Below are 23,648 nucleotides of genomic sequence, written 5' to 3'. Positions count from 1 at the left end.
GAAAAATCCTTGAGGCTTGAATAAAAATAACAAAATTTATTCGTACTCAGATGGAGTGGAGGAACATATAAATTCATCGAGAAAGCGCTTGCAGACAACATATGTCTGTCCCGGATACTCAGCACTTAAGTGAGAACACATTTCCATGAATGGAGGGTTCACAAGTGAAGCTGAAGACCGTTCTGAGACCCATGTTCATTCTTTTGTTGGCCGCGTCTTTTTTTGCTGCCGGATGCCAGAGTGTAACGCCGCCGACCGCATCAGATCCGCCGCCGCCCAAAGAAGAGGTAAACACACCCGGAGGCAGTGATAAGCCGGCACCGTCGGGCGATGCGAAAGCGACGCCGAGAAATGAAACGCTATACGTGAACGGTTTGCAATGGGGGGCACCTACGAATTTTAACCTGCTCAGCGGAAACCCGGCGTTTCCGATTAACTACGGAAACTCCAGAGAACTCGTCTATGAAACCTTGTTCATGGTCAATCAGCTGACAGGCGAGTTGGAGCCGCTGCTGGGTACCAAGTATGAATGGACCGACGATCTGACCCTGAAGATCGAATTGAACAAGGATGCCAAATGGAGTGACGGCAAGCCATTCACCTCCGATGATGTCGTTTATACCTACCATCTCGGCAAAAAATATGACATTAACTGGAGCAGCTTCTGGACCTACATCGAGGACGTAACGGCAGACGGGCCGCAATCGGTGAACATCAAGCTGAATAAAGACAATCCGAACAAATTGACGGTGCTCGACAGCATCGAGATCATGCCGATGCTGCCTAAACATGTATGGGAAGAGGTCGAGAAGAAAGCCAATAACGACCTAGCCACCATTCGTAAAGAAGTCAACGAGGACCCGATCGGAACGGGGCCTTACAAAATGTATTTTTATAATGATCAGAAGATCACGATCGTACGGGACGATAACTACTGGGGGCAGGCACTCTTTGGCAAGCTGCCGGCTCCCAAATATATCACCCATGTCATCTATAAAGACAATGCAGCGGGTGACCTGGCATTCAAGAGCGGTCAGGTAGACGTATCGCAGCAGTTTATTCCGCAGGTATGGAAAATGTGGGAGGGCGGGGCTCCGGTTAAAACCTATATCAAAGAGGCTCCCTATTATGTGCCAGGCTCCATGCCATCGATCTTCTTCAACATGACGAAGGAAGGACTCAACAATGCGGATGTCAGAAGAGCGATCGCTATGGCGATTGATTACGGCAAAATTTCGGAGCTGGCCATCAGCGGCTACTCGGCCCCAATGGAGCCGTCGTTGACGCTGAATACGGAGGCCGAAGCGAAATATGTAGACCAGGCGGCTATCAAACCGCTCCAATGGACAACGGATGTGGATGCGGCCAATGCGCTGCTCGATTCCATCGGCGCCGCGAAGGGGAAAGACGGCATCCGCGTCTTGAACGGAACCCGTCTCGGCCCGTTTGAAATCGAGTGTCCATACGGCTGGTCGGATTGGAATGCGGCGCTTGAGATTGTTGCCCAGAATGCGAAGGCAATCGGTATCGAGATTCGAACCAAATTTCCGGAAGCACCGGTATGGACCAATGATCTACAGACCGGCAAGTTCGATATCATCATGAACACGCCTGCCGGCGGGGTCAGCCCAAGCCAGCCGTGGAACCGCGCGATGACCATCATGTACTCCAAGGGCGTTGCGCCAATGGGCGAGATGGCATTCTACAACTGGGGCCGGTATAAGAACGATCAAGCCGATGCCATCATCGAGAAGATTCCAACCATTACGGACGAAGCTGAATTGAAAGCGCTCTATACTGAATTGACCCAAATCTGGTTAAAGGATATCCCATCGATTCCGCTCATGTATCGTCCTTGGGTATTCGATACGGTCAATGAATCCGTATGGAAGGGCTTCCCGACGGAAGGGGACGGCAGCAACATACCGCCTCAAATTTCGATGGATGGAGCCGGTATCAAGTCGCTGTATCAGATTCATAACTGATGGATATAACTCATTGAACCAAGACCTATATTGGTGGATTTGCACCCCTGATATAGGTCTCTTTTCCACCAATTTCAAGGTGTGATCCATGGGGGTGAGCTGCTTGAGCGTTTACGGAAAATATATCGTCAAGAAGTTCTTCTGGTACTTTCTGACGCTGGTGATTGCGGTCACGCTGAATTTCCTGCTGCCCCGGATGATTGAAGGGAATCCGGTGAGCATGATTGTGTCTGAGATGACGCAGGGGATGACCGACAGCGATACGATCAAACGGGTCTATGAGACGTTTCTCGTCGAGTTTGGAATCGACAAGCCTTTATGGGAGCAGTTCTTCATCTATCTGAAAAATTTGGCGACAGGCAATCTGGGCACTTCATTCGGCCTATATCCGAAACCGGTAACGGAGATTCTGGCCTCGGCGGTTCCATGGACGATCGGGCTTCAGCTTCCGGCCATTCTGGTTGGCTGGCTGATCGGGAACGTGCTGGGCGCCGTTGCGGCTTACCGCAAAGGCGTATTCGATAAAGTGATATTCCCGGTGGCTTTGTTTGTGAATTCCATTCCTTTCTTTACCCTAGCCATTATTATGCTGTATGTATTCGCCCTGTCCCTGAACTGGTTTCCGCTGCACGGGGGCTACGATTACCAGATGGTGCCGTCACTCAGCTTTGAATTCTTCGCTTCCGTACTTCGGCATCATACGCTTCCATTTCTATCGATCGTGCTGGTTACGATTGGCGGCCAAGCCATTGGCATGCGGGAGATGTCCATCTATGAGCTGAATTCGGATTATGTTCTGTACAGCAAACTTCTCGGGATACGGGACTCCAAGATCGCGAGGTATGTATTCCGAAATGCGATGCTGCCCCAGATCACGGGATTGGCGTTATCCATCGGTACGATGGTGGGCGGTTCGCTGATCTGTGAAATCGTATTCAGTTATCCGGGAATCGGAACCTGGATGTTCACGGCGATCCGTCAGCTGGATTATCCGTTAATTTCAGGCTGCACCCTCTTGATCGCCCTGGCCGTGCTGCTGGCCAACTTTACGATTGACCTAATCTACGGCTGGATCGATCCAAGAATCAAGGCCGCTCAGATGGAGGATCAATAATATGAACAGTTCCTTTCGCATATTGATCAAATCGCCAAAGTTTATGTTCGGAGCCTGCATGCTGCTGGCTATGATCGGGATGGTGCTGATCTACCCGCTCTTTAACCGCAACGATCCGCTGGACATGATTGCCCTGGCGTACCAGCCGCCGGATTCGAAGCTGCTGCTGGGGTCGGATAACTTCGGCAGGGATTTATTCCTGGAATTGATCTATGGCATTCGGACTTCCCTGCAGGTTGGGCTGATTGCCGGCGTATTTGCTACTGTGATTGGTCTTGTGATCGGTTTAGCCTCAGGTTATATCGGAGGCATGATTGATAATCTGCTGACAGCCATCACCAACATTTTCATCGTGATACCTTCCTTTGTCATCCTCATTCTGATCTCGGTCAGCATCGATTCGCGCAGCTCGTTTGTTACGGCGGTTATCATTGGCATTACCAGCTGGCCCTGGACAGCCAGGGCCGTACGTGCTCAGACATCCTCGCTGCGAAACCGGGATCACGTAAATATCGCGAAAATATCCGGCTACAGCACGCCGCGCATTATCATCTCGGAGATATTGCCGTACATCGCTTCCTATGTTGTCATGGCGTTTGTGCTGCAGACGGCATCAGGTATTCTGTCCGAGGCTTCCATCTCGATGCTGGGGCTGGGACCGTACAACACGATTTCCCTTGGCATCATCATGAACTGGGCGCTCGTATTTGAAGCACCGGTTGCCGGCGCTTGGTGGGCCTTCATCCCGGCGGCGATCTCCATCGCCATCATCACCTTCTCCTTGTACATGATGAACACCGGCATGGATGAGATATTCAATCCGAAGATTAGGAGCTGATGGGTGTTGTGAGCACAAATATACTGGAAGTGAACGAATTGAAGACCTATTACCGTACCCGGTTGAAGGAGCATGTCTATGCCGTAGACGGGGTGAGCTTCTCGCTCGAAAAGGGGAAGACGCTTGGCATTGCCGGTGAATCCGGCTGCGGCAAATCGACCCTTGCGCTCAGCCTGATGGGTTTCTATTTTCCACCGCTGCATTATGGCAGCGGCTCGATTGTCGTAAGCGGCACGGATATTATGAAGCTTGGCAAGGAACAGCTCCGTTCCCAGGTGTCGGGAAGAGAGATATCGTATATCCCGCAAGCAGCTATGAATGCCCTGAATCCTACGCTCAAAATCATTCATTTCGTCGAGGATATTATGAAGGAGCATCGCCCTGAGCTGAACAAGAAGCAGGTGTGGGATATGGCGGCGGAACGGTTCGAAACCTTGAATTTGTCAACCAAGGTGTTGAACTCCTATCCGAACGAGCTGTCAGGCGGCATGAAGCAGCGGACGGTGATCGCTATTTCCACCATTCTGAACCCCAAAGTGCTGATTGCGGACGAACCGACCTCGGCGCTGGACGTAACCTCGCAGAAAGCGGTGATCAAGCTGCTGAAAAGTCTGCTGGATCGGGGCTATATTCAGTCTCTGGTATTCATCACCCACGAGCTGCCGCTGCTTTATCACGTAACGGATGACATCATCGTCATGTATGCAGGGGAGATCGTGGAGCGCGGAACCGCAGAGCAAATGATTTTTGACCCGATCCATCCTTATACGAAAAAGCTGATGGGTTCCATCATTGTGCCGGAGGAAGGCATGAAAGGCCATAAGCTAGCCGCTATCCCGGGTACCCCGCCTAATCTGAAAAACGTACCGGAGGGCTGCCGGTTTGCAGATCGCTGTTCCTATGTGCAAGACGCCTGCCGTAAGGGAAAGATAACGAGCCGGACCGTGGAGGATCGCATGTATCGCTGCATCGTGGAACCGGGTGTGCTTAAGGAGTGGTATGCAAATGAAGAGGAATGATGTCCTGATTCGGGGAGAGCATCTCACCAAGGTGTTCGGTTACGGGAAGCAGAAGACCACCGCCGTGGAGGATGTCAGCTTTACCTTTCATGAAGGCGAAATCATATCGATTGTCGGCGAGAGCGGAAGCGGCAAAACGACACTGGCGAAAATGATCATGGGCCTGCTGAAGGAGAGCAGCGGTACGATAGAGTATATGGGCAAGCCAAGGCAGCTGAAGCGGCACAGAGACCGCAAGCGCTATTGGAAAAATATCCAAGCGATCTTTCAGGACCCGTTCTCTTCGTTCAATCTCTTCTATAAAGTCGAGAAGCTGCTGCTCGATTGCATCAAGCTGCAGGGAGATAAACTGACGAAGGAGGAGCAATTCCGCAAAATGAAGGAAGCGTGCTCCTTTGTCAATCTGAAATTCGAGGAGCTGCACAATAAATACCCGTTCGAACTGTCCGGCGGGCAAATGCAGCGCCTGATGATCGCCCGGATTTTCATGCTCCATCCGAAGCTGCTGATTGCGGATGAACCGACCTCCATGGTCGATGCATGCTCGCGGTCCACGATACTGGATATGCTCTTGAAGCTGCGAGATGAGAACAACATGACGATTATTTTCATTACCCATGACGTAGGGCTTGCTTATTATGTAAGCGATACGCTGTATATTATGGAACAAGGGAAAGTCGTGGAGCGGGGACCGGCGGAAGAGGTTATCTTGAATCCGCAGCATCCTTATACCCAGCAGTTGATTTCCGATGTGCCCAAGATTCACTCCGAGTGGGATTTGGCATGAGCGTCGTGGACAATGGAAATCTCATGAGAAAAGCTCGAAGCGCAACGCTGCTTCGGGCTTTATTTTGCTTCGTTTATTTTCGCGGATATGACACTTCGAATCGCTGTGTAAAATTTCTCTATTCTTGATCTTCGCATTTGTGAAGGATCTGCCGATAAATGATATGGCTGCCATTTGAATCATTCCGCAGCTCGCATTCGGTATACCGCAAGGCATCTGACAAGACTGCGTGTATGCTTCATAAGGAGACCATCAAACATCATGTGTAACTACTTCTTGGGGGCAACCATCCTGGTATTAGTCGCCCTCACCATGACATTCTGGATTTTTTTGTTCAAAGTCGCATATCAGCGGAAGATAAGCCACCAGGCCTTGGACATGGCCGAAGGCAGATTCCGCTTGCTTGATGATATGCTGCTTACGCTTGATGTGGGTATTTGGGCATACGATTTTGCCACAAGGAGTATCCAAAATACTTCTTTGGCTTTTCATAAAATCACAGGTTATTCACATCATGATTTCGCAGGCGGCCTTTCCTGGGAAACGCTGATCCATCCGGAGGATATGGCGCTGTTCCGATCCTTGGTTGACAAACTTCGACAAGGCGACGCCGTTCATACCGAATACCGAATCATCCATGCGGATGGTGATGTTCGCTGGGTTCAGGTAAAGATGATTCCGACGTTGAATGACGCCGGTCAAATGATCCGCACGGATGGCATTGCCGTTGATATTACCACCCGCTTCCGCATGGAAGAGGCGCTGTATGATATTACAGAATGCAAGAAGATGGAACAGGCGCTCAAGGAAAGCATGAACCGGTATCGCAGGCTGGTGGAGTTATCTCCGATTGCCATTGCAGTCTGCAAGGACCGCAAGCTCATGTACGTGAATCCCGCCGGACTTCGGATCCTTGGGGCGGCGGGTCCTGAGAACATCCTGGGTACCGATCCTTGGGACTGGGTGCTTGATCCCTATGAGGAGTGGGCCCGCAAACGGCTCAGGCAGCTGATTCGGACAGGGGAAGTTGTTGCCGAAGAACTATCCATAAGGCGGGTTGACGGAGAGAGGGTCGATGTCGTGGCGACGGCCCTTTATGATGCGGAATCGGACACGATTGAAGTTTTTTTCGAGGATATAACCGCCCGTAAATCAGCGGAAAGGGCCCTTATGGAGAGTGACCGGATCAACCGCCATATTCTGGATATCGCTCCGGTTGCGATGTTCCTGCATTCCGATTTTTCTTATATTTATGCGAATCCTGCGGGCTTATCCTTATTGGGAATTACGGACATCGCGCAATTGGACGGCACCTCCTTCCAGGACGTGATTCCTTCCGACCAGCTCGAGTTCGTGACGTCTGAGGTTGAACATGTGTACGCAAGCGGAAATACCTCGGAGCTCGCCGGCAACAAACTAATCCGGCTGGATGGGACGATCATTGATATTGAGGCCATAACGACACCTATCCCATATATAGGACATCATACCGCGCTTACCATTATTCGGGATGTTACGCAGCAGAAGCAGGCCGAACGGGAGCGGATTGCGGCAGAAAGGCTTGTCCGGGAGAGCGAGGACCTGTATTTCAGGCTGCAGATGAGCCTGGATCAATTCTCCTCCGATCTTTTCGGGATGGTGAAGATCAGTGAATTGAATGCCCGGATCGTACAGGAAATCAAGAAGGTGCTGGGGACGGATCAGGTGAGCCTCATCCAGATAAACCACCACAGTCTGCAGATCAAAATCCAAGGGGGCCATAAAGAACCGCCACAAGGGGTGATTCGTGCGATCCATTCATGTGGCCCTGGGCATATTCCGTTCTGTAAACTGTTTGAGATGTGTGACGGATATTTTGTCAAGATTGGAGAAATGAACGGGGATAGCAGCATTGTCTGTATTGGCGGCGACGTTCCCTTGCTCCTGATTCAGGCCCAAAAAATATGGCTGGAGACCATTACGCGTTATGCAAGTGTTCTGTACGATAACTTCCGCGTCATTGAGGATTTGACAAGGGAACTGGAGAAGCTGGGTTCATCCCAGCAGATTATGCCCCTATGGCTGCTGCGACTCATGCTTCATTTATCCGAAAATGAGCGGAAGCGATTGTCCCAGGACCTTCACGATGCCGCGCTTCAGGAACAGATTATATGGTACAGGAAATTGAATCAGATTACTTCGGATCATGAGCTGCCGGAGGATCTGCGCCCGCAGCTGGAGGAGATTGAGCAGGGCCTTCTGGATGTCATTTATCAGATTCGAATTACGTGCAACGAGCTTCGTCCCCCGCTGCTGAAGGAGGAGGGGCTGGAACGTTCGCTTGAGGCATTGTTTGAATTTACCCAGCTCCGAACCAATTATTCCATACAATTCGACTGCTCAAACTTCGATGATGATATCAGTGACGACCATTTGATCGGATTGTACAGGATTGTCCAGGAGCTGCTGGCCAATGCAACGAAGCATTCCAACGCGACGGAGGTAAGGCTCCGTTTGTCCACTCAGTCGGATGAAGTCAACCTGAGTTATGAAGACAACGGGATTGGGATCGACCCCAGTCAGCAATCGGACCAATTCAACAGCATGGGGATTGGCGGCATGAAAGAGCGAGTCAGAAGCATGAACGGCAAAATCCAGTTCGACTCGTCGGATAGCGGCGGGTTGGCTGTCTATATATCCATTACGGCAAGATAAATTCGCCGTCAGTGAAGCAAGCAAGATACCAGACTGAAGGAGTCATGAGTGACGATGATCGAAATTTTATTGGTGGATGACCATCCCTCGGTGATGGAGGGAACCAAGGTGCTGCTTGAGCAGGAAAAGGATATGTTCGTGAAGATTGCCAATACGCCGGAGCGGGCACTGGAGCTGGTGAGCACGCTGCATTTTGACGTGATGCTGATTGATATGCATATGCCGGGCATGAACGGAATTGATTTGGCCAAGCAGATCCTCCGGATTGCTCCGGACGCGGTAATGCTGATTTATACGGGCTTTGAAGTCAGCAATCATTTTAATTTGATTATGGAGGCCGGACTGGCAGGTTTTGTCTCGAAAACGTCGGGCAAAGAGCAGCTGGTAACGGCTGTTCGGTGTGCGCTGCGAGGAGAGGTCGTTCTGCCGCTGACACTCGTGAAGCAGCTCCGCCGCGATACCGCAAATGGCCCGGAACGGACAGCAGGCGCGCCGGCAGCCCAGTCTATAACCGATAAAGAATATAGTATTCTCAAGGAAATCGCTCGCGGAAAGAGCAACAAGGAGATTGCGGGGACGGTGATCATGAGCCAGCGTTCACTCGAGTACTGCTTAACCAATCTCTTTCAAAAGTTGAATGTGAAGTCACGTATAGAAGCTGCACTGAAGGCAAAGCAAATGGGGATCCTCTCGGATTCGGATTTTGTCCAGATAAGCTGACAGGCTTACTCTTTTTTTCGATTCAGATCATGAAGCAATACACCTTTCGATACGATTTTAGGTAAATTCGCTACCATTCGACAACAATCGCAGGGTAGCCCGCAAAATTCTTGCGTGCTCACGCAAGAGAATTTCGGTTACGAAAGGTATGTAAGTGTATATGCTTATGTTACTGGATGGATATAGTCTGTTAGTAGGAAGGGTGGTTACTTGCGGCATGACAAAGGACCTATTTGAATATGGTGTCGATGACCTCTTGTCACCGGAAGAGATTGAGGAGGTTTTGGCGCAGCTTGAAGAAGAATGGAATGAATTTAACAGCCGGAAGAAGCGAGGGTGACTCATAATGAAACGATGGAAGTCTTTGAAATCTCTGTTTGCAATGAAACTCCAGAGTCGCATGCTGCTTATTATTTTGGGAGCAATCACGATATTTTTAACGAGCATGATGACTTATATCAGTATGACTACAACGGAGGAGGCTCTGGATTCGGCCAAGACGCTTGCGGTGACGACGAGTGAAAAGATCGGCGCTCTGGTTCAAGCAGAGCTTGACGATGTCATGAACTCCGCACGTACACTGGCTGTAAGCTTTGTTGGAATGAAGGAGAGCGACACAACGAATCGAGCAGCCGTTAATGAAATATTAAGAAGAAACCTGGAGGACAACCCGTCGTGGAAAGGGATTTGGACTTTATGGGAGCCGGATGCCTTTGATGGCCAGGATAACGAATACAGAAACAAACAGGGCAGTGACCATACGGGCCGAATGATGTCCTACTGGGCAAGAACGGAATCCGGACTGGAACGTTCCGTCATCGAGGATTATGAGCACGAAGGGGAAGGTGACTTCTATCTCCTGGCGAAGAACAGCGGCAAGGAAATCATTATGGATCCGTACGTCTTCAAAGTAGGTAACGAAGATGTCATGATGACATCGCTCGTTGTTCCAATTATCGATAACGGAAAGACCGTCGGCGTGGTTGGCGTCGATATTTCCCTGGCACATTTGCAAAGCATAATGGAACAATTCCGATTGTTCGATACGGGTTATGCTCATATCTATTCGAATACGGGCGTGATCGTAACGTCCCCGGAGGACGGATTGATGGGGCAGACGCTTGAGAAGGCATATCCTGGCAAGACGGTTCCTCTTATACTGGATGCGATTCGGGAAGGGGACGTTTATACCGAGGAAGATGCCGAGCTGTACAAGCTGTATACGCCGATTAAGACCGGATTGACCGAAACGCCATGGTCTGCCGCTATCATTATCCCGATGGATGAGATTACGGCCAAGTCGGATGCACTGATCATCTCCATCATAGCGGCAGGCGTGGTCACCTTAGTAGCTATGGCAGCTGTCGTAGTCCTGTTAACAAGGTCCATCGTGAAGCCACTGGGTGTTTCCGTTTCCATCGGCGAGTTCATGTCGAAGGGAGACTTCACGCAGGAGGTTCCTGCGGCTTATCTTCGCAGGGCAGATGAAATCGGCACATTGTCCCGAGTGTTCGCGCAGCTGCTGGAGAGCATGCGGGAGATGATCGGCAGAGTAAACATGAACGCATCATCGGTAGCCGCCGCTTCACAGCAGCTGTCAGCTGGTGCCGAGGAACTGGCCGTTGGGAGCAGCAGTCAGGCTGAATCCGTGCAGACCGTCAGTGAATTGTTCCATGAATGGTCGAATGCCATCAATTCCGTTGCAAGCGACGCCTCGGCAGCATCCGAGCTTGTAAATCAGACCTCCGGCATTGCAACGGAAGGCAGCGGCATCGTCCAGCAGTCGGTGGAAGGCATGAACCGGGTACGGGAGCAGGTTGCCAAACTCGAAGCGGACTCCCAGCGGATCGGTGAGATCATCGAGGTCATCGACGATATCGCCAAGCAGACCAACCTGCTTGCCCTTAATGCGACGATCGAGGCTGCTCGGGCCGGCGATCAAGGAAGAGGCTTCGCCGTGGTGGCGGATGAAGTGCGTAAGCTGGCCGAACGCAGTGGAGGGGCCACGAAGCAGATTGCCGATATCATCAAGGGCATGCAGAAGAATACGGCCGATAGCGTGGAGGCGGTGAATCAAGGCGTCATCCACACGGAAAAAGCCGGGGAAGCCTTTGCCTACATTACAAGCATGGTGAATGAATCGGCGGGCAAAGTGATGGATATTGCAGCCGCCAGCGAGGAGCAGGCAGCCCAGGCTGCCGAAGTGGCAACCGCCATTGAAACGATATCTTCGTCGACGGAGGAAACGGCGGCTACAAGCGAGGAAGCGGCGGCAACGGCACAATCGCTTGCCGAGCTTGCCGAAGAGCTGAACCATACCGTATCGGCCTTCAAAATCTCGTAGCACCACTGGCATATTGATGATAAGCTTGGCCTAAGGGCCAGGCTTTTTTTCATGAAAGGCATTGGCGGCCTGCTATCGCAAGAAAAACTACTTCTAACCGCGGTCTGTTTTTTGTAAGGACGTTGATAGATGTTTTTGTTATGAATTGGAACTCCGTACTGCTTGGACAAAGGAGGAAAACGTGTGAATGGCAGCTTATTTCAGCAGATGTTAGAAGAAGGGGATTACGTCCCGCGCTTTTACGCCTATTACTATAAGCAGTGGATAAATTATGAAATGTCTTACCACCAGCATGATTCAACCGAAATTATGTATATGATCTCAGGGGTATGCCGGATTGACGTGAAGGTAGGCGATACGGAAAAGAGTCTCACGCTGAAAAAAGGGGAGTTTATGGTACTGGATGCCGATGTCCCGCATCGGTTAATCGTTGAGCAGGCGGTCTCCTGCCGTATGCTGAATGTGGAATTCGGGTTTATGGAAACTGAAGGAAGGACGCTTTCTCTCAGACAGATTGCCGGTGAGGAGCAAGAGGTGTCTTTTCTACTGAATCGGCCGTTTTCCTACTTGGTATTAGTAGATCAAGAGGAGGTATATCCGGTGTTAAGGAGCCTCGTCCTTGAACTCGATCAAAGAGGGACTGAGGGCAGAATGATGACGCATATGCTGTTTATTCAGCTGCTTGTATGCATCGCCCGGCTGTATGATGAAAGGGAACGCAGTGAAGTGCAGCAGAGCGAGTTCTACATTAAACGAAGCGTCGATTTCTTGCATCAGAACTATGACCGTAATATTCAGGTGAAAGACGTTGCCGCTGAGGTGAATCTGCATCCCGGCTACTTGCATCGAGTATTCCGCAGAGGGACGGGCAGAACCATAACCGAGTATCTCACCATGATTCGAATGGAAAAGGCCAAAATGCTGCTGGAGCAGACGGATATCCCCATCCATGAAATATCGGATTATGTGGGTGTTGGCAGCAGGCAGTATTTTCATATGTTGTTCAAGAAGTATACGGAAACCACGCCGGTGGAATTTCGGCTGCGGAAGGACCGCAATGCCTGGAAATACGGTGATCAGGAAGCCGGAGCAGATAAGAAGTGAGGATTTTTGACTCGGAGGAGTTCAAGAGGTCATAATTTTGATAACGCTTTCTACCACTTGATTGCTACAATAACTACAATCTAATTTGCAGCTAGGGAGTGGATAGAATGTCATTTAAGGTTGCTTTTATCGGAGCGGGAAGCATCGGCTTTACCCGGGGAATTCTGCGTGACTTGTTGACTGTACCGGAGTTTAGGGATATCGAGGTCGCTTTCACCGACATCAGCCAGCATAACCTGGATATGGTCACGGAATTGTGTCAGCGGGACATTATCGAGAACGGGCTGTCGATTGCGATTCAGTCCACCACGGATCGACGGCAAGCCCTGCAGGATGCCAAATATGTCATCTGCACCATTCGCGTGGGTGGATTGGAGGCGTTTCGCACGGATGTGGACATTCCGCTGAAATACGGCATCGATCAGTGCGTAGGCGACACGCTCTGTGCAGGCGGCATTATGTACGGCCAGCGGGGAATCCCCGAGATGCTGAACATTTGCCGGGATATTCGCGAGGTGAGCGCGCCTGATGCATTGCTGCTGAACTATTCGAACCCGATGGCTATGCTGACATGGGCATGCAATCAGTATGGCGGCGTGCGGACGGTTGGTTTATGTCACGGCGTGCAGCATGGGCATCACCAAATCGCCGAGGTGTACGGTCTAAAGAAACATGAGGTCGATATTGTCTGTGCCGGAATCAACCATCAGACTTGGTATATTCAAGCCTCACATCAAGGCAAGGATTTGACGGCTGGACTGCTGGATGCGTTCGAACGGCATCCGGAGTACAGCAGGACTGAGAAGGTTCGCATCGATATGCTGCGACGTTTTGGGTATTACAGCACCGAGTCCAACGGCCATCTAAGCGAATATGTTCCTTGGTACCGTAAACGGCCGGAGGAAATTACGGAGTGGATCGACCTCAGCAGCTGGATAAATGGAGAGACGGGCGGATATTTGCGAGTCTGTACCGAGGGACGCAACTGGTTCGAGACCGATTTCCCGAACTGGATGAAAGATCCGGCTATGGAGTACACGCCCGAGCAACGAGGAGAGGAGCATGGCTCCTACATTATTGAAGGTTTGGAAACCGGCCGGGTATACCGGGGTCATTTTAATGTGGTGAATCAGGGCATTATCTCCAATCTGCCGGATGATGCAATCATTGAGGCGCCGGGTTACGTGGACCGCAACGGCATTTCCATGCCGCATGTAGGGAATTTGCCGTTAGGGCCGGCTGCGGTGTGCAATGCAAGCATATCCGTGCAACGGCTAGCGGTTGAAGCGGCGGTTCACGGAGATGACAAGCTGCTTCGTCAGGCATTTATGATGGATCCGCTGGTCGGTGCGGTATGTAATCCGAAGGAAATTTGGCAGCTGGTCGATGAAATGCTGGTCGCCGGTGAAGCCTGGCTTCCTCAGTACGCGGCTTCGATCGCCGAAGCGAAGGCACGGCAAACATCTGACAATCTGATACCCACCCGTTCGTATGAAGGAGCAGCGAGACTCAAGGTGAAGACGGTGGAGGAGATGCAGCTCGACCGGGAGAAGGCGAACAAAAACGCAGGTGAATCCGACAAAGGGAAGGATCGCGAAAAAACGTTAAGCTGATTGCGCATTAACGAAGGTTTCAAACAACAGAAATACTTATGGTTTCATGAATGCGTATTATACAAACACTTTGGCGAGGATGATATAACGGACAAAAATCCGTTATAATCCCTCTGCCAGAAGTGTTTTTTTTCTGCATGCAGTTCATCTTTCACCTGCATATACTACGGATACATAGATATAAATTCGGATGGACAATCCCATACCTTAGACAGGTACACAGTTTGGGTGAAAATGGTTACAATTCAATTAGATAGGCAAAGCTCACCATTAAGGAGGCATGGGGATGATCATTGGGGTTCCCAAAGAAATCAAAAATAACGAGAGCCGTGTAGGCATGACGCCGGGTACGGTCGTCAGTTTCAGGAATGCCGGGCACGAAGTGCTTGTTCAATCCGGGGCAGGCCTTGGGATCGGATTTACGGATGAAGCTTACAGAGCGGCTGGAGCCAAGGTGGTTGCTTCGGCTGCCGAAGCGTGGAAAGCCGAGATGGTTGTGAAGGTGAAGGAACCCCTGCAAGAGGAGTATGAATACTTTCAAGAGGATATGATCCTATACACGTATCTGCACTTGGCCCCCGAGCCGGAACTGACCAAAGCACTGGTCGACCGTAAGGTGAGTGCCGTTGCTTATGAAACGATACAATTAACGGATGGCAGCTTGCCGCTTCTGACACCGATGAGTGAAGTGGCAGGAAGAATGTCCATCCAAATCGGGGCGCATTTCCTGGAAAAAGCACATGGCGGCAAGGGTGTCCTTCTAAGCGGCGTACCTGGGGTCGCACCGGGTAAGGTTGCCGTTATCGGCGGCGGCATCGTTGGCACCAATGCGGCAAGAATTGCGCTGGGTCTCGGTGCGGACGTCAGCATCCTTGATATTAATCCCGGCCGACTTCGTCAACTGGATGATCTTTTCCAAGGGCGGGTCAAAACGATTATGTCCGATCCGTATCATATTGCGGAAACGGTAAAGTCCGCCGACCTTGTCGTGGGTGCGGTGTTGATCCCCGGTGCAAGGGCTCCTCGCCTCGTAACGGAAGAGATGGTAAAAGAGATGAGCCCGGGATCGGTCATCGTGGATGTGGCAATTGACCAAGGAGGCTCGATCGAGACGATCGACCGGATCACCACGCATGATAACCCGACTTATGAAAAGCATGGTGTTATTCATTATGCCGTAGCCAATATGCCGGGCGCCGTAGCCAGAACCTCCACCATGGCACTGACCAATGTAACGGCACCGTATGGGTTGAGAATAGCAAGTAAAGGGCTCCGCCCGGCCGCTCGTCATGATAAAGCGCTTGCCAAGGGCATCAATGTCATCGACGGCAAGGTAACCTATGAAGCGGTTGCGGCGGCTCATGGTTATGCGTATACCAGCATTGACGATTATTTGCTGGCATAGCGATAACAAGTTTTACAGCATGCAGAGCCATTTTTCATAAATTTGACACGATACCAAGGTTTGACGTAAACCTTAGCGGTGCTTTCGCTCGGCCGCCGTGGGCAAAGCTGAAAAATGGCTTTTTATGTTGGTTACGCCTTCGCCTAGTTCAACATGAACAGGAGCTGATGCAGTTCCGTTTCCTTCAAATGCCTCCACTCCCCCCGTTCCAGCTGTTCCAGTGTAATATTCATAATCCGAACACGCTCCAGCTTCAGGACTCTGTACCCCAAGGCTTTACACATTCTGCGGATTTGCAGATTAAGGCCCTGTGTCAAAATAATACGAAATACATCTTCGCTTTGCCTGTAAACCTTGCACGGTTTGGTTATGACGTCCAGGATTTCAACGCCTTGAGACATCGCTTGCATAAATTCGTCCGTAACGGGTTTGTCCACGGTCACCACATATTCTTTCTCATGATTATGCTCCGAACGCATCATTTTGTTCACAATATCTCCGTCGTTCGTGAGTAAAATCAACCCCTCAGAGGCTTTATCCAACCTCCCGATGGCAAAAATGCGCGATGGATAGTTAATAAACTGAACAATGTTTCCCGCCACATGCTCAGCTGCCGTACAGACAATACCGATGGGTTTATTGAGAGCCAGGTAAACCGCTTCGCTATCGTTACGAGGAATTTTCTTTCCATCTATCAACACGATATCGTGCAGCTCAACGTCCGCCCCTTTTTCACACACCTTGCCATTGATCGTAATGCGTCCGGCTGCAATCAATCGGTTGGTTTCTCTGCGCGAGCAATATCCCGTTTCGCTTATGTATTTGTTAATTCGCATGCTCCACCGCTTCTCATGTGTCATATTGCCACAGGTCCATTTTAGTTAATACGCCTGCTCTTTTCATTGATCTTTGTGAAATGTGGCATGCTCCAGTTGGGGAGATTCGCCAGCCGGAATTCCTCGAGCGATCCAGTTGGGAACATAACAGCTCCTCTGGCGGATCGAAGTGATAACCGGGGAGCAGCGAGCCTAGTAAAAGTCCTGCGACATGTTCTCCTCGTCTGCAACAGCCTGTATCTCCTCCGATCCGATGCTGATAAAGCGGTAGCCGTCGGCTGCCTGCTTCTTCAGGGCACGCTCTTTGATGAACTTGGGGCTGGCTTCGCCGTTATCTTCGTCATACACGAGCAAAATACCATCGGTCTTGCGGAGAAGCAGATCATCCCTGGCCGTAAACTGCCACGGCCCCTGATAAGGGCCCTTGCTAACGGGTGCATAGAAGTCTACCCCCTTCATCACTTCCTGGAAATAAGATTTTTTATCGTCGTTCCATTGCTCCTCGGGATTCTGGTAGGCCGTCAGAATGGAGCATTTCAGGTTGGGATATTGGGACTTTAGTTCGATGGCCGCTTCGATGGCCCATAGGTCCACGCCATATTGTCCTGGCGTGATGACCCACTGGAGGCCTTCCTCAAGCAGTGGAACCAGGCGATTGGCAATCGCTTTACGTATATAAGGTATGCCTTGGTGTTTGTTATTGTAAATACCGAGCTCGTGGGCCCGATATCCGGTAATCAGAATGTTTTCCAATCGAGCACGCTCCCTGACAAAGAATAGGTCTAGTGTACCTTTTTCGGAAATTTTGATCAATCGATGTTACAAATCGTATAGAATGGGGAAGTAACTCGGAATACATATTTTAGGAGGACATTCGATTGAAGAAGTGGACAGCAGCATTACTAGGGGCAATTTTGGTTATGAGTATGACAGCATGCGGCAAGGACAACAAAGCAGCAGACGACGCCGCAACGCCGCCAGCAACAGAACAAGGGACGACTCCTTCGACAGAGACGCCAGCTAAAGAAGAACCGAAGGAGGATGCTCTTCCGACTGCTGACGAGCTTCTTCAGAAATCGGCTGAAGCTTCCCAGAATTTGAAGAGCTTTGCGATGAAAGCCGATGTTAAACAGCATATCGTGGTTGAAGGCGAAGAGAAGCAGGAGCAGGATGTTAATATGTCGCTTGACTCGGAACTTACGCTCGAGCCGGTGGAGATGATGCAGAACGTCGTGATGGATTCTCCGGAAGGCAAGGTCGAGATGAAGCAGTATATAACGGAAGACGGTATTTACATGCTCATGGATGGTCAATGGATGCAGGTTCCGAAGGAATCGGAGCAGGAGATCCGCGATAGCCTGGATCCAAGCAGTGCGAGTCCGGAGCAGCAGGTGGAGCAGTTCAAGACCCTCGCTAAGGACTTCAAAGTTACGGAGGACGGAGACACATACGTCCTGACGGCGGATGTCTCCGGCGACAATCTGAAGGAGCTTGCCAAGTCCATGATGAGCCAAGCGGGCAACGATCCGCAGATGGAAGCCATGATGGAACAAATGGATATCAAGAGCATCCATATTATTTATGGCGTACAAAAGGAATCTTACCTGCCTGCAACAACCGATTTGGACATGGTGATGGCAATGGAAGCCGAAGGTCAGAAGGTATCCTTGGATATGAAAATGAAGAGCACCTACTCGAAGCATAACGAAATCAGCAAGATCGAAGTTCCGAAGGAAGCATTGAACGCGAAATAATGCTGTTTGGCAGATGATATAAGAGGAATATGAAATGGCGATATTCCTCATGAACAAGGCTGCCCCGATTCTGTAGATGCCTACAGACCGGGGCAGCCTTGTTTTATGATGTACTTCAGGCTCGGAATTAGGTTAAGGTGGTGAAAACTTAGTCCTGAGGTTTATCGACCTCCACAATGACGCTGTCGAACAGCTGACCGTCAATGGAGACCATAATGCGCCATAGTCCTGGCGAAGGCAGCGACATGGAGGTAGGTATTGCTGCATCGGCGCCGTTTAACGGAGAGGGCCGTAAACCGGCAACTTTAAAGACATCGATGATCTCGGACGTGTTTCTTTTTACAGCCGTAATGTGCAAGTCACCCGTTAATTCCTCGTCACGCCCCCAGAAATGCCACATGTATTTATTAGGCTGATTTGCATTAAACCAACCTGGATGTATAAATCCCAAGCGACCTTCCACACCGGTCATGGCATAATTACCGGATCTAAATCTCGGGCTCGGCTCCCAGCTGCTGTCCGGCACATCGACCACGATATCGCCGTACTTCTCCTGATCCACCATCACGTCGAAACGCCATAAACCGGAGAGCGGCAGGGCAAAGCGGGAAGATACTCGCGTAAAGTCATTGTATGCCATATCGGAGGTAATCTTCGTCTCAGCAAGCTCTTCAAGGGTAATACCCGTATCCCGATGTACGGCGGATATGCGGATCGTTTTTCCTTCAAGATCTTGAATGGGGGTTAGAAGATTCCACCAGGCACCGGCTGGAGAGCCCGCGGCGTAATCCCCGCCCGGAAATGCCTGAAGTTTATCTACGCCATCCTCCGTGTACACGCTGCGGGGAGCCCAATCGGCAGCATTTCCCCAATCCTTGATCGGTATCAGCTGTTGAATCACGGATGATTCACGCCATCCCCATGCCGCCACGATTAGAAGAAGCATGAACACACTTGCGGTCATCATACGCAGACGTGTTGGAGACTTCCGTTTTTTTCTGCCCATCCTTACAGAGCCATTAGCAGCGTTTTTTAATACACTGGATTTCATCTCTTCGGTGAACATCGGCTCGTTAAATGGAGAAGAAGCGAGTTCTTGAATCCAATCGGGCTGCAGCTCTTGTTCGGTCTTCACTGGACATCCTCTCCTTTCAACATCATTTCCATTCGGGCTCGAGCCCGGTGCAGTCTGGATTTGATTGTTCCTTCGGATATGCCGAGCAGTTCCGCTATTTCTTTTCGCGGCAGCTGGTAATGGGATTCAAGGATCAACACCTCCCGGTATTTGGGCGGCAGTTCCAACACGTACTTCCAAATCTGCGAGACGGCAGCAGCATCCATAAACTCTTTTTCAGCGGAGGGTTCCGTCTGCTTGGAAGTGATCCAGCCGGTTAAAGATACCCTCGTCATATAGGAAGACTTGAGATAGTTCAGGGAAAGATTGCGGGTGATGGTTAACAGCCATGTTTTGACAGAGCTTCGGCCCTGAAAATCATTCCAGTGCTTAAATGCTCTCAAGAACACGTCCTGACTGATATCGTCAGCCGCATCTTTGCGTTTCGTTAGGAAGAATGCATAGTTCCATACGTCCTGGCCGAAGGACTCCATCCATTCACTCAGCATGGTGCTCGCATCATTCACGGCCACCATAGATTTAAGGTACTCCAATAACATCACCTCGAATATTAGACAATCAAATATCGGATCGGTTCCCGAATTTCCCGCAAAAAAATTGAAACAATTTAATCTGCAAATCGTTGTATGAATAACAGGTATGCAGGAATCGAGGAAGGGGAGAAGTCCTATGCATTTATATTTTAAGGATAACTTTTTCAGCTCGGGTATAACAGATATTATGGATAGGGAAGGCAGTGTCATAGGAAGTCTGGATTTGAAGAGCGCTTTCGGCTCCTCGCTGGACGTATATAACGCTTCTGGAGATCCGGTATGCAGCGGGTCGTTTCGATTCTTCTCGAACAAATGGAATATTACTGGCGGCAATGGGGAAGAACTGGGCCTGCTGCGCATGCGGATGAGCTTTTTTACGAAAAAATTCGAATACGATGCGGGATCGCGGGGCGTATATGAGATCACTTCGCCTGCTTTTTCCAATGAGTATGAAATAACGGATGATGCCGGAGGGGTCATCGCCTCTTTTTCCCGCATTAGCGGCTGGCTTCAAGCCGGAGCCTATCAGCTGCAGAATGAGAGCGACGTTCTTGGTGACTGGGAGCTTGTTGCCGTCGTGATGGGCATTCACCAGATACGCAAACGCAACAACAGCGCTGCCGCATCAAGCTCTCATTAAGCTCAAGGGAACCCAGATTTAGATGATGAGAGGAGGAAGCAGAATGGATGAAGTCAGCGATCATCTGGATTATGGATTGACTCTTGTATTTATCGGTTTTAATCCGAGTTTGCGGTCCGGGGAGGTCGGTCATCATTATGCGAACCCTCGCAACAATTTTTGGAGGATTCTGCATAAATCCGGTTTGACCCCGCGCTTGTATGAAGCCGCTGAGGATGGAGAATTGCTTAAGCTAGGGTACGGATTTACCAATATTGTAGCCAGGCCCACAAGGGGGGCCGAAGACATAACCCGCGAAGAGTACAGGCTCGGTAGAGAGACGCTGCGCGAGAAGCTGGCCAAGTACAGACCGGAGGTTGCCTGCTTTGTCGGCAAGGGCGTGTATACCGAATTCAGCGGCAAAGCCAAGGCGGATTGGGGAATTCAGCCGGACTCCGTCATTGACGGCGTGCGTGAGTTTGTAGCACCTTCTTCCAGCGGACTGGTGAGAATGCCCATGGATGAGATTATCGGAATTTATCAGCAATTGCATGATTTTATATCGAGGAATGAGAATGAGTACTGAACAGGAGTGTACGACAAGAACCATTCATGGGGGACAATGAAAAAGAGGAACGTCCAGGAGACCCGGTTGTCGGGTTCTTGGTGCTCCTCTTATGAATACAGAAAATATAAGCTTTCAGTGAAACCGTTTAGGCTGCCGTATTACGGACGCTTCAGCAGCGCAGGATCGATCCTCGGCACAAGCCCTTCATCGGCTGCGCGGTTCAGCAGGGCTGAAATCGCGGCATAGCCGTCCTCGCCCAGCTCCGCGGTAAATGGATTGACGTACAGGTCGATGTGAGCATCGGCGACATCCGGGTCCATTTCCTGAGCGTGATGGAGGACATAGGCCCGAGATTCCTCGGGATGTTGCCAGGCATATTCGACTGAGGAGCGGATCCAGTTCGAGATGCTTGCCAGATCCAGCGACCTGCGGGCCACAATCGCTCCCAGAGGAATAGGCAGATTGGTATCGGACTCCCACCAGCTGCCCAGATCCGTCATCATCTTCAATCCATAAGACGAGTAGGTGAACCGTGCTTCGTGAATGACAAGCCCGGCATCAATCGCTCCATCCCGGACAGCCGGCATAATCTGATCGAACGGCATCACCACGATTTCGCCAAGTCCTCCGGGTACGTTCTGTGCGGCCCACAGACGGAACAACAGATAAGCCGTGGAGCGCTCGCTTGGAACGGCTACCCGCCGGCCGGACAAATCCGCAGGGCTGTCAGGAGTTTTACCATCCGTCAGCTTGTCCGCTGTCAGAACGAGCGGCCCGCATCCGCGGCCAAGTGCTCCTCCGCAGGGCAGAAGGGCATATTCATCCAGTACCCAGGGCAGCGCGGCATAGGATATTTTTAAGATATCATGTTCTCGATTTTCGGCCGCCCAGTGATTGGTGATATCGATATCCGCATAGGATACTTCCAGCTTGGGGGCGCCTGGAATCCGTCCGTGAACCCAGGCATGAAATACAAATGTGTCGTTGGGGCAAGGGGAAAAAGCGATTTTCATCGTAACACCTCCGGTAGTAATGAACTTGCGGTCTCAAGCGCCTGCAGCGCCTCCTTGATCTTCCATGCACTGCGGTCCCGCGGACCGACCTGATTGGAAATGGACCGGATTTCGAGCACGGGCACACCGACTGCAGCGGCAGCGGTGGCCACGCCGAAGCCCTCCATCGCCTCGGCTGCAGCGTCCGGTACCCGATGGAGGAGACGTGCAGCCGTTGCGGCTGTTCCCGTCGTGGTGGAGACCGTCAGCACAGGCCCAAGGGTTACGGGAACACCAGCATGTTGTAAGGCCTTCGCGAGTTTGCGGGCAGAATCTGGATCTGCCTGTACCCGATCCGTTCCGAAGCCGAGCTCCTGGACGCTGCTGAAGCCGTCTTCGGTTTCGGAACCGAGATCAGCGGCAATGATGGTGTCCGCAATGACGATGGAACTAACTTCAGCACGACCGGCAAATCCTCCGGCAATACCTGCGCTGATAACCCAATCATAGGTGCCCTGAACCAACTGGCGGGCAGTCGCAGAAGCTGTTGCCGCTGGGCCGACTCCACCCGCGATGACATCAAATCCGTGAGCATGGTTAAGCCCGCGTTGCACGGCTTCTTTTTCAGCATCGACCGCAGTGACAATAAGCACGCGTGTGGAAGACGGGTCTTGCGAGTTATGTGACTCGGTTATATCCACCGAGTTGGATTGGGTATGTTTCTGCATGTTATTTATCTCCTTCTTGGCTGTAACGATAAACATCGTTATCCTTTTACGTTATAACGTTCTTGTGGCGATGTAAAGTCTCGTGCATGTTATGACTGGACTTTATCTGTAGCAGCAACTTTCCGATATAGAGTATAATGGACGGTAACTTACATACATCATGAGTAGATTCGGAGGTTGGATAGCTTTGCGTAAGAAGGGTGCGAACGGACAAGAAAGCCGGGCTAGACTACTGATTGTCGCTGCTAATGAATTTGCAAAGTCAGGATACCATCAGACCAAGATCAGCACCATCGTTTCTCGGGCTGGATTGACGCAGCCGTCATTCTATTTGTATTTTGAGAGCAAAGAAGCCGTGTTCAAGGAGCTGGTGGAGAAATTTCGAGCTGAGCTCAAGATCCTGCTCGAGGGCAGCAGATTGGAGAGCGGAATCGATGAGGATCATGTGACCGGCCGTTTGCAGAGCGTGCTGACAGGGTTGTTCGCGTTTCTTGGGAAAGACCCGGATCTGACGCAAATCGGTTTTTTTATTGGGGATGACGCGGTGATCGTAAAGTCGGAAATGGCAGCCATGATTGAGCAAAATCTGAAGGCTGAGCAGCGGGACGGGTATTTTGACGGTGATTCCGATATGCATATCGTCGCGGAGTGCCTGGTCGGTGTTATTGAAAGACTGACCTCCCAGCAGCTTCTGACAGGCAAGCGGACTCCTGAGGATCTTGCGAGTCACGTGGTGAGTTTATTTATGCATGGTATCAGCATTTATCCGGCTAAGCGGGCTACATAAGGCATTGAAATTCAACCTACAAAAATAAGATTAACATATCAGAAACAGGCTGCAACATGGTTAGTTTTAACTG

22 protein-coding genes are annotated in these 23,648 nt (G+C 50.8%); 16 read left to right on the top strand and 6 right to left on the bottom strand.

Going from position 1 to position 23,648, the window contains the following annotated elements; translation table 11 throughout:
- Nucleotides 1–164 precede the first annotated feature (164 nt).
- The 12 genes from M4D81_RS14190 to ald all read left to right on the top strand — a co-directional run bounded on the left by M4D81_RS14190 (nucleotide 165) and on the right by ald (nucleotide 15,623).
- The gene (locus M4D81_RS14190) at nucleotides 165–1,985 is read left to right on the top strand and encodes an ABC transporter substrate-binding protein (RefSeq protein WP_260066965.1); all 1,821 of its coding nucleotides are present in this window, start codon (nucleotides 165–167) and stop codon (nucleotides 1,983–1,985) included.
- A gap of 103 nt (nucleotides 1,986–2,088) precedes the next feature.
- A complete protein-coding gene (locus M4D81_RS14185) occupies nucleotides 2,089–3,099 on the top strand; it encodes an ABC transporter permease (protein WP_113056503.1) in 1,011 nt (336 codons plus the stop codon).
- A gap of 1 nt (nucleotide 3,100) precedes the next feature.
- A complete protein-coding gene (locus M4D81_RS14180; protein WP_260066964.1) occupies nucleotides 3,101–3,937 on the top strand; it encodes an ABC transporter permease in 837 nt (278 codons plus the stop codon).
- A gap of 8 nt (nucleotides 3,938–3,945) precedes the next feature.
- Nucleotides 3,946–4,956 carry an ABC transporter ATP-binding protein gene (locus M4D81_RS14175; RefSeq protein ID WP_071223652.1) on the top strand — a complete coding sequence of 337 codons (1,011 nt, stop codon included), beginning with the start codon at nucleotides 3,946–3,948 and terminating at the stop codon, nucleotides 4,954–4,956.
- Nucleotides 4,943–5,743, top strand: coding sequence for an ABC transporter ATP-binding protein (locus M4D81_RS14170; protein ID WP_100540692.1), 801 nt, complete (start codon nucleotides 4,943–4,945; stop codon nucleotides 5,741–5,743). The genes M4D81_RS14175 and M4D81_RS14170 overlap by 14 nt, the downstream gene beginning before the upstream one ends.
- 261 nt (nucleotides 5,744–6,004) lie before the next feature.
- Nucleotides 6,005–8,437 (top strand): sensor histidine kinase, encoded by a 2,433-nt coding sequence (locus M4D81_RS14165; protein ID WP_260066963.1) that lies wholly within the window; start codon nucleotides 6,005–6,007, stop codon nucleotides 8,435–8,437.
- A 54-nt stretch (nucleotides 8,438–8,491) separates the two neighbouring features.
- On the top strand, nucleotides 8,492–9,157 hold the full coding sequence (locus tag M4D81_RS14160) for a response regulator transcription factor (RefSeq protein ID WP_260066962.1): 666 nt from the start codon (nucleotides 8,492–8,494) through the stop codon (nucleotides 9,155–9,157).
- 217 nt (nucleotides 9,158–9,374) lie between these two features.
- Nucleotides 9,375–9,497, top strand: coding sequence for a hypothetical protein (locus tag M4D81_RS14155; protein ID WP_256720554.1), 123 nt, complete (start codon nucleotides 9,375–9,377; stop codon nucleotides 9,495–9,497).
- Nucleotides 9,498–9,503: 6 nt separating this feature from the next.
- A complete protein-coding gene (locus M4D81_RS14150; RefSeq protein ID WP_260066961.1) occupies nucleotides 9,504–11,501 on the top strand; it encodes a methyl-accepting chemotaxis protein in 1,998 nt (665 codons plus the stop codon).
- Between the two features lie 183 nt (nucleotides 11,502–11,684).
- A complete protein-coding gene (locus M4D81_RS14145) occupies nucleotides 11,685–12,605 on the top strand; it encodes an AraC family transcriptional regulator (RefSeq protein ID WP_260066960.1) in 921 nt (306 codons plus the stop codon).
- Between the two features lie 107 nt (nucleotides 12,606–12,712).
- Entirely contained in the window at nucleotides 12,713–14,218 is a 1,506-nt protein-coding gene (gene melA / locus M4D81_RS14140; RefSeq protein WP_260066959.1) for an alpha-glucosidase/alpha-galactosidase, read from the top strand.
- A 286-nt stretch (nucleotides 14,219–14,504) separates the two neighbouring features.
- Entirely contained in the window at nucleotides 14,505–15,623 is a 1,119-nt protein-coding gene (ald, locus tag M4D81_RS14135) for an alanine dehydrogenase (RefSeq protein WP_260066958.1), read from the top strand.
- A gap of 143 nt (nucleotides 15,624–15,766) precedes the next feature.
- On the opposite strand, the gene M4D81_RS14130 is transcribed toward ald, so the two are convergent.
- Entirely contained in the window at nucleotides 15,767–16,459 is a 693-nt protein-coding gene (locus M4D81_RS14130) for a pseudouridine synthase (protein WP_071223535.1), read from the bottom strand.
- Between the two features lie 192 nt (nucleotides 16,460–16,651).
- Nucleotides 16,652–17,212, bottom strand: a complete 561-nt coding sequence (locus M4D81_RS14125; protein ID WP_260066957.1) for an SLOG family protein — start codon at nucleotides 17,210–17,212, stop codon at nucleotides 16,652–16,654.
- Nucleotides 17,213–17,337: 125 nt separating this feature from the next.
- Between M4D81_RS14125 and M4D81_RS14120 the strand changes: the two genes are divergently transcribed.
- Nucleotides 17,338–18,213: a DUF6612 family protein gene (locus M4D81_RS14120; RefSeq protein WP_260066956.1), complete on the top strand. Its 876-nt coding sequence runs from the start codon at nucleotides 17,338–17,340 to the stop codon at nucleotides 18,211–18,213.
- A gap of 148 nt (nucleotides 18,214–18,361) precedes the next feature.
- Here M4D81_RS14120 and M4D81_RS14115 read toward each other — a convergent pair whose 3' ends face one another.
- Together M4D81_RS14115 and M4D81_RS14110 are read right to left on the bottom strand one after the other, a co-directional pair.
- On the bottom strand, nucleotides 18,362–19,348 hold the full coding sequence (locus tag M4D81_RS14115; protein WP_260066955.1) for a DUF4871 domain-containing protein: 987 nt from the start codon (nucleotides 19,346–19,348) through the stop codon (nucleotides 18,362–18,364).
- Nucleotides 19,345–19,863 carry an RNA polymerase sigma factor gene (locus M4D81_RS14110; protein WP_071223531.1) on the bottom strand — a complete coding sequence of 173 codons (519 nt, stop codon included), beginning with the start codon at nucleotides 19,861–19,863 and terminating at the stop codon, nucleotides 19,345–19,347. The genes M4D81_RS14115 and M4D81_RS14110 overlap by 4 nt, the downstream gene beginning before the upstream one ends.
- Before the next feature lie 154 nt (nucleotides 19,864–20,017).
- On the opposite strand from M4D81_RS14110, the gene M4D81_RS14105 reads away from it, so the two are divergent.
- Nucleotides 20,018–20,521, top strand: a complete 504-nt coding sequence (locus tag M4D81_RS14105) for an LURP-one-related family protein (protein WP_071223530.1) — start codon at nucleotides 20,018–20,020, stop codon at nucleotides 20,519–20,521.
- Between the two features lie 43 nt (nucleotides 20,522–20,564).
- The gene (locus M4D81_RS14100; protein WP_083397760.1) at nucleotides 20,565–21,086 is read left to right on the top strand and encodes a mismatch-specific DNA-glycosylase; all 522 of its coding nucleotides are present in this window, start codon (nucleotides 20,565–20,567) and stop codon (nucleotides 21,084–21,086) included.
- 140 nt (nucleotides 21,087–21,226) lie between these two features.
- On the opposite strand, the gene M4D81_RS14095 is transcribed toward M4D81_RS14100, so the two are convergent.
- Together M4D81_RS14095 and M4D81_RS14090 are read right to left on the bottom strand one after the other, a co-directional pair.
- Nucleotides 21,227–22,081 (bottom strand): 1,4-dihydroxy-6-naphtoate synthase, encoded by an 855-nt coding sequence (locus tag M4D81_RS14095; RefSeq protein ID WP_260066954.1) that lies wholly within the window; start codon nucleotides 22,079–22,081, stop codon nucleotides 21,227–21,229.
- A complete protein-coding gene (locus tag M4D81_RS14090) occupies nucleotides 22,078–22,788 on the bottom strand; it encodes a futalosine hydrolase (RefSeq protein ID WP_260066953.1) in 711 nt (236 codons plus the stop codon). Before M4D81_RS14090 ends, M4D81_RS14095 begins: the two co-directional genes overlap by 4 nt.
- Before the next feature lie 187 nt (nucleotides 22,789–22,975).
- Here M4D81_RS14090 and M4D81_RS14085 point away from each other — a divergent pair, with 187 nt between their 5' ends.
- On the top strand, nucleotides 22,976–23,575 hold the full coding sequence (locus tag M4D81_RS14085; protein ID WP_071223526.1) for a TetR/AcrR family transcriptional regulator: 600 nt from the start codon (nucleotides 22,976–22,978) through the stop codon (nucleotides 23,573–23,575).
- The last annotated feature ends 73 nt before the right edge of the window (nucleotides 23,576–23,648 follow it).

It is taken from the genome of Paenibacillus sp. p3-SID867 (assembly GCF_025142895.1).
Classification (GTDB): domain Bacteria; phylum Bacillota; class Bacilli; order Paenibacillales; family Paenibacillaceae; genus Paenibacillus_AQ.
This window is presented reverse-complemented; position numbering and strand designations above follow the sequence as displayed.

Coding starts and splice junctions, on each gene's coding strand:
- M4D81_RS14110 (WP_071223531.1), bottom strand. CDS start 19,863: ATGGTGGCCGTGAATGATGCGAGCACCATGCTGAGTGAATGGATGGAG.
- melA (WP_260066959.1), top strand. CDS start 12,713: ATGTCATTTAAGGTTGCTTTTATCGGAGCGGGAAGCATCGGCTTTACC.
- M4D81_RS14100 (WP_083397760.1), top strand. CDS start 20,565: ATGGATGAAGTCAGCGATCATCTGGATTATGGATTGACTCTTGTATTT.
- M4D81_RS14160 (WP_260066962.1), top strand. CDS start 8,492: ATGATCGAAATTTTATTGGTGGATGACCATCCCTCGGTGATGGAGGGA.
- M4D81_RS14090 (WP_260066953.1), bottom strand. CDS start 22,788: ATGCAGAAACATACCCAATCCAACTCGGTGGATATAACCGAGTCACAT.
- M4D81_RS14095 (WP_260066954.1), bottom strand. CDS start 22,081: ATGAAAATCGCTTTTTCCCCTTGCCCCAACGACACATTTGTATTTCAT.
- M4D81_RS14165 (WP_260066963.1), top strand. CDS start 6,005: ATGTGTAACTACTTCTTGGGGGCAACCATCCTGGTATTAGTCGCCCTC.
- M4D81_RS14130 (WP_071223535.1), bottom strand. CDS start 16,459: ATGCGAATTAACAAATACATAAGCGAAACGGGATATTGCTCGCGCAGA.
- M4D81_RS14180 (WP_260066964.1), top strand. CDS start 3,101: ATGAACAGTTCCTTTCGCATATTGATCAAATCGCCAAAGTTTATGTTC.
- M4D81_RS14155 (WP_256720554.1), top strand. CDS start 9,375: ATGACAAAGGACCTATTTGAATATGGTGTCGATGACCTCTTGTCACCG.
- ald (WP_260066958.1), top strand. CDS start 14,505: ATGATCATTGGGGTTCCCAAAGAAATCAAAAATAACGAGAGCCGTGTA.
- M4D81_RS14150 (WP_260066961.1), top strand. CDS start 9,504: ATGAAACGATGGAAGTCTTTGAAATCTCTGTTTGCAATGAAACTCCAG.
- M4D81_RS14105 (WP_071223530.1), top strand. CDS start 20,018: ATGCATTTATATTTTAAGGATAACTTTTTCAGCTCGGGTATAACAGAT.
- M4D81_RS14170 (WP_100540692.1), top strand. CDS start 4,943: ATGAAGAGGAATGATGTCCTGATTCGGGGAGAGCATCTCACCAAGGTG.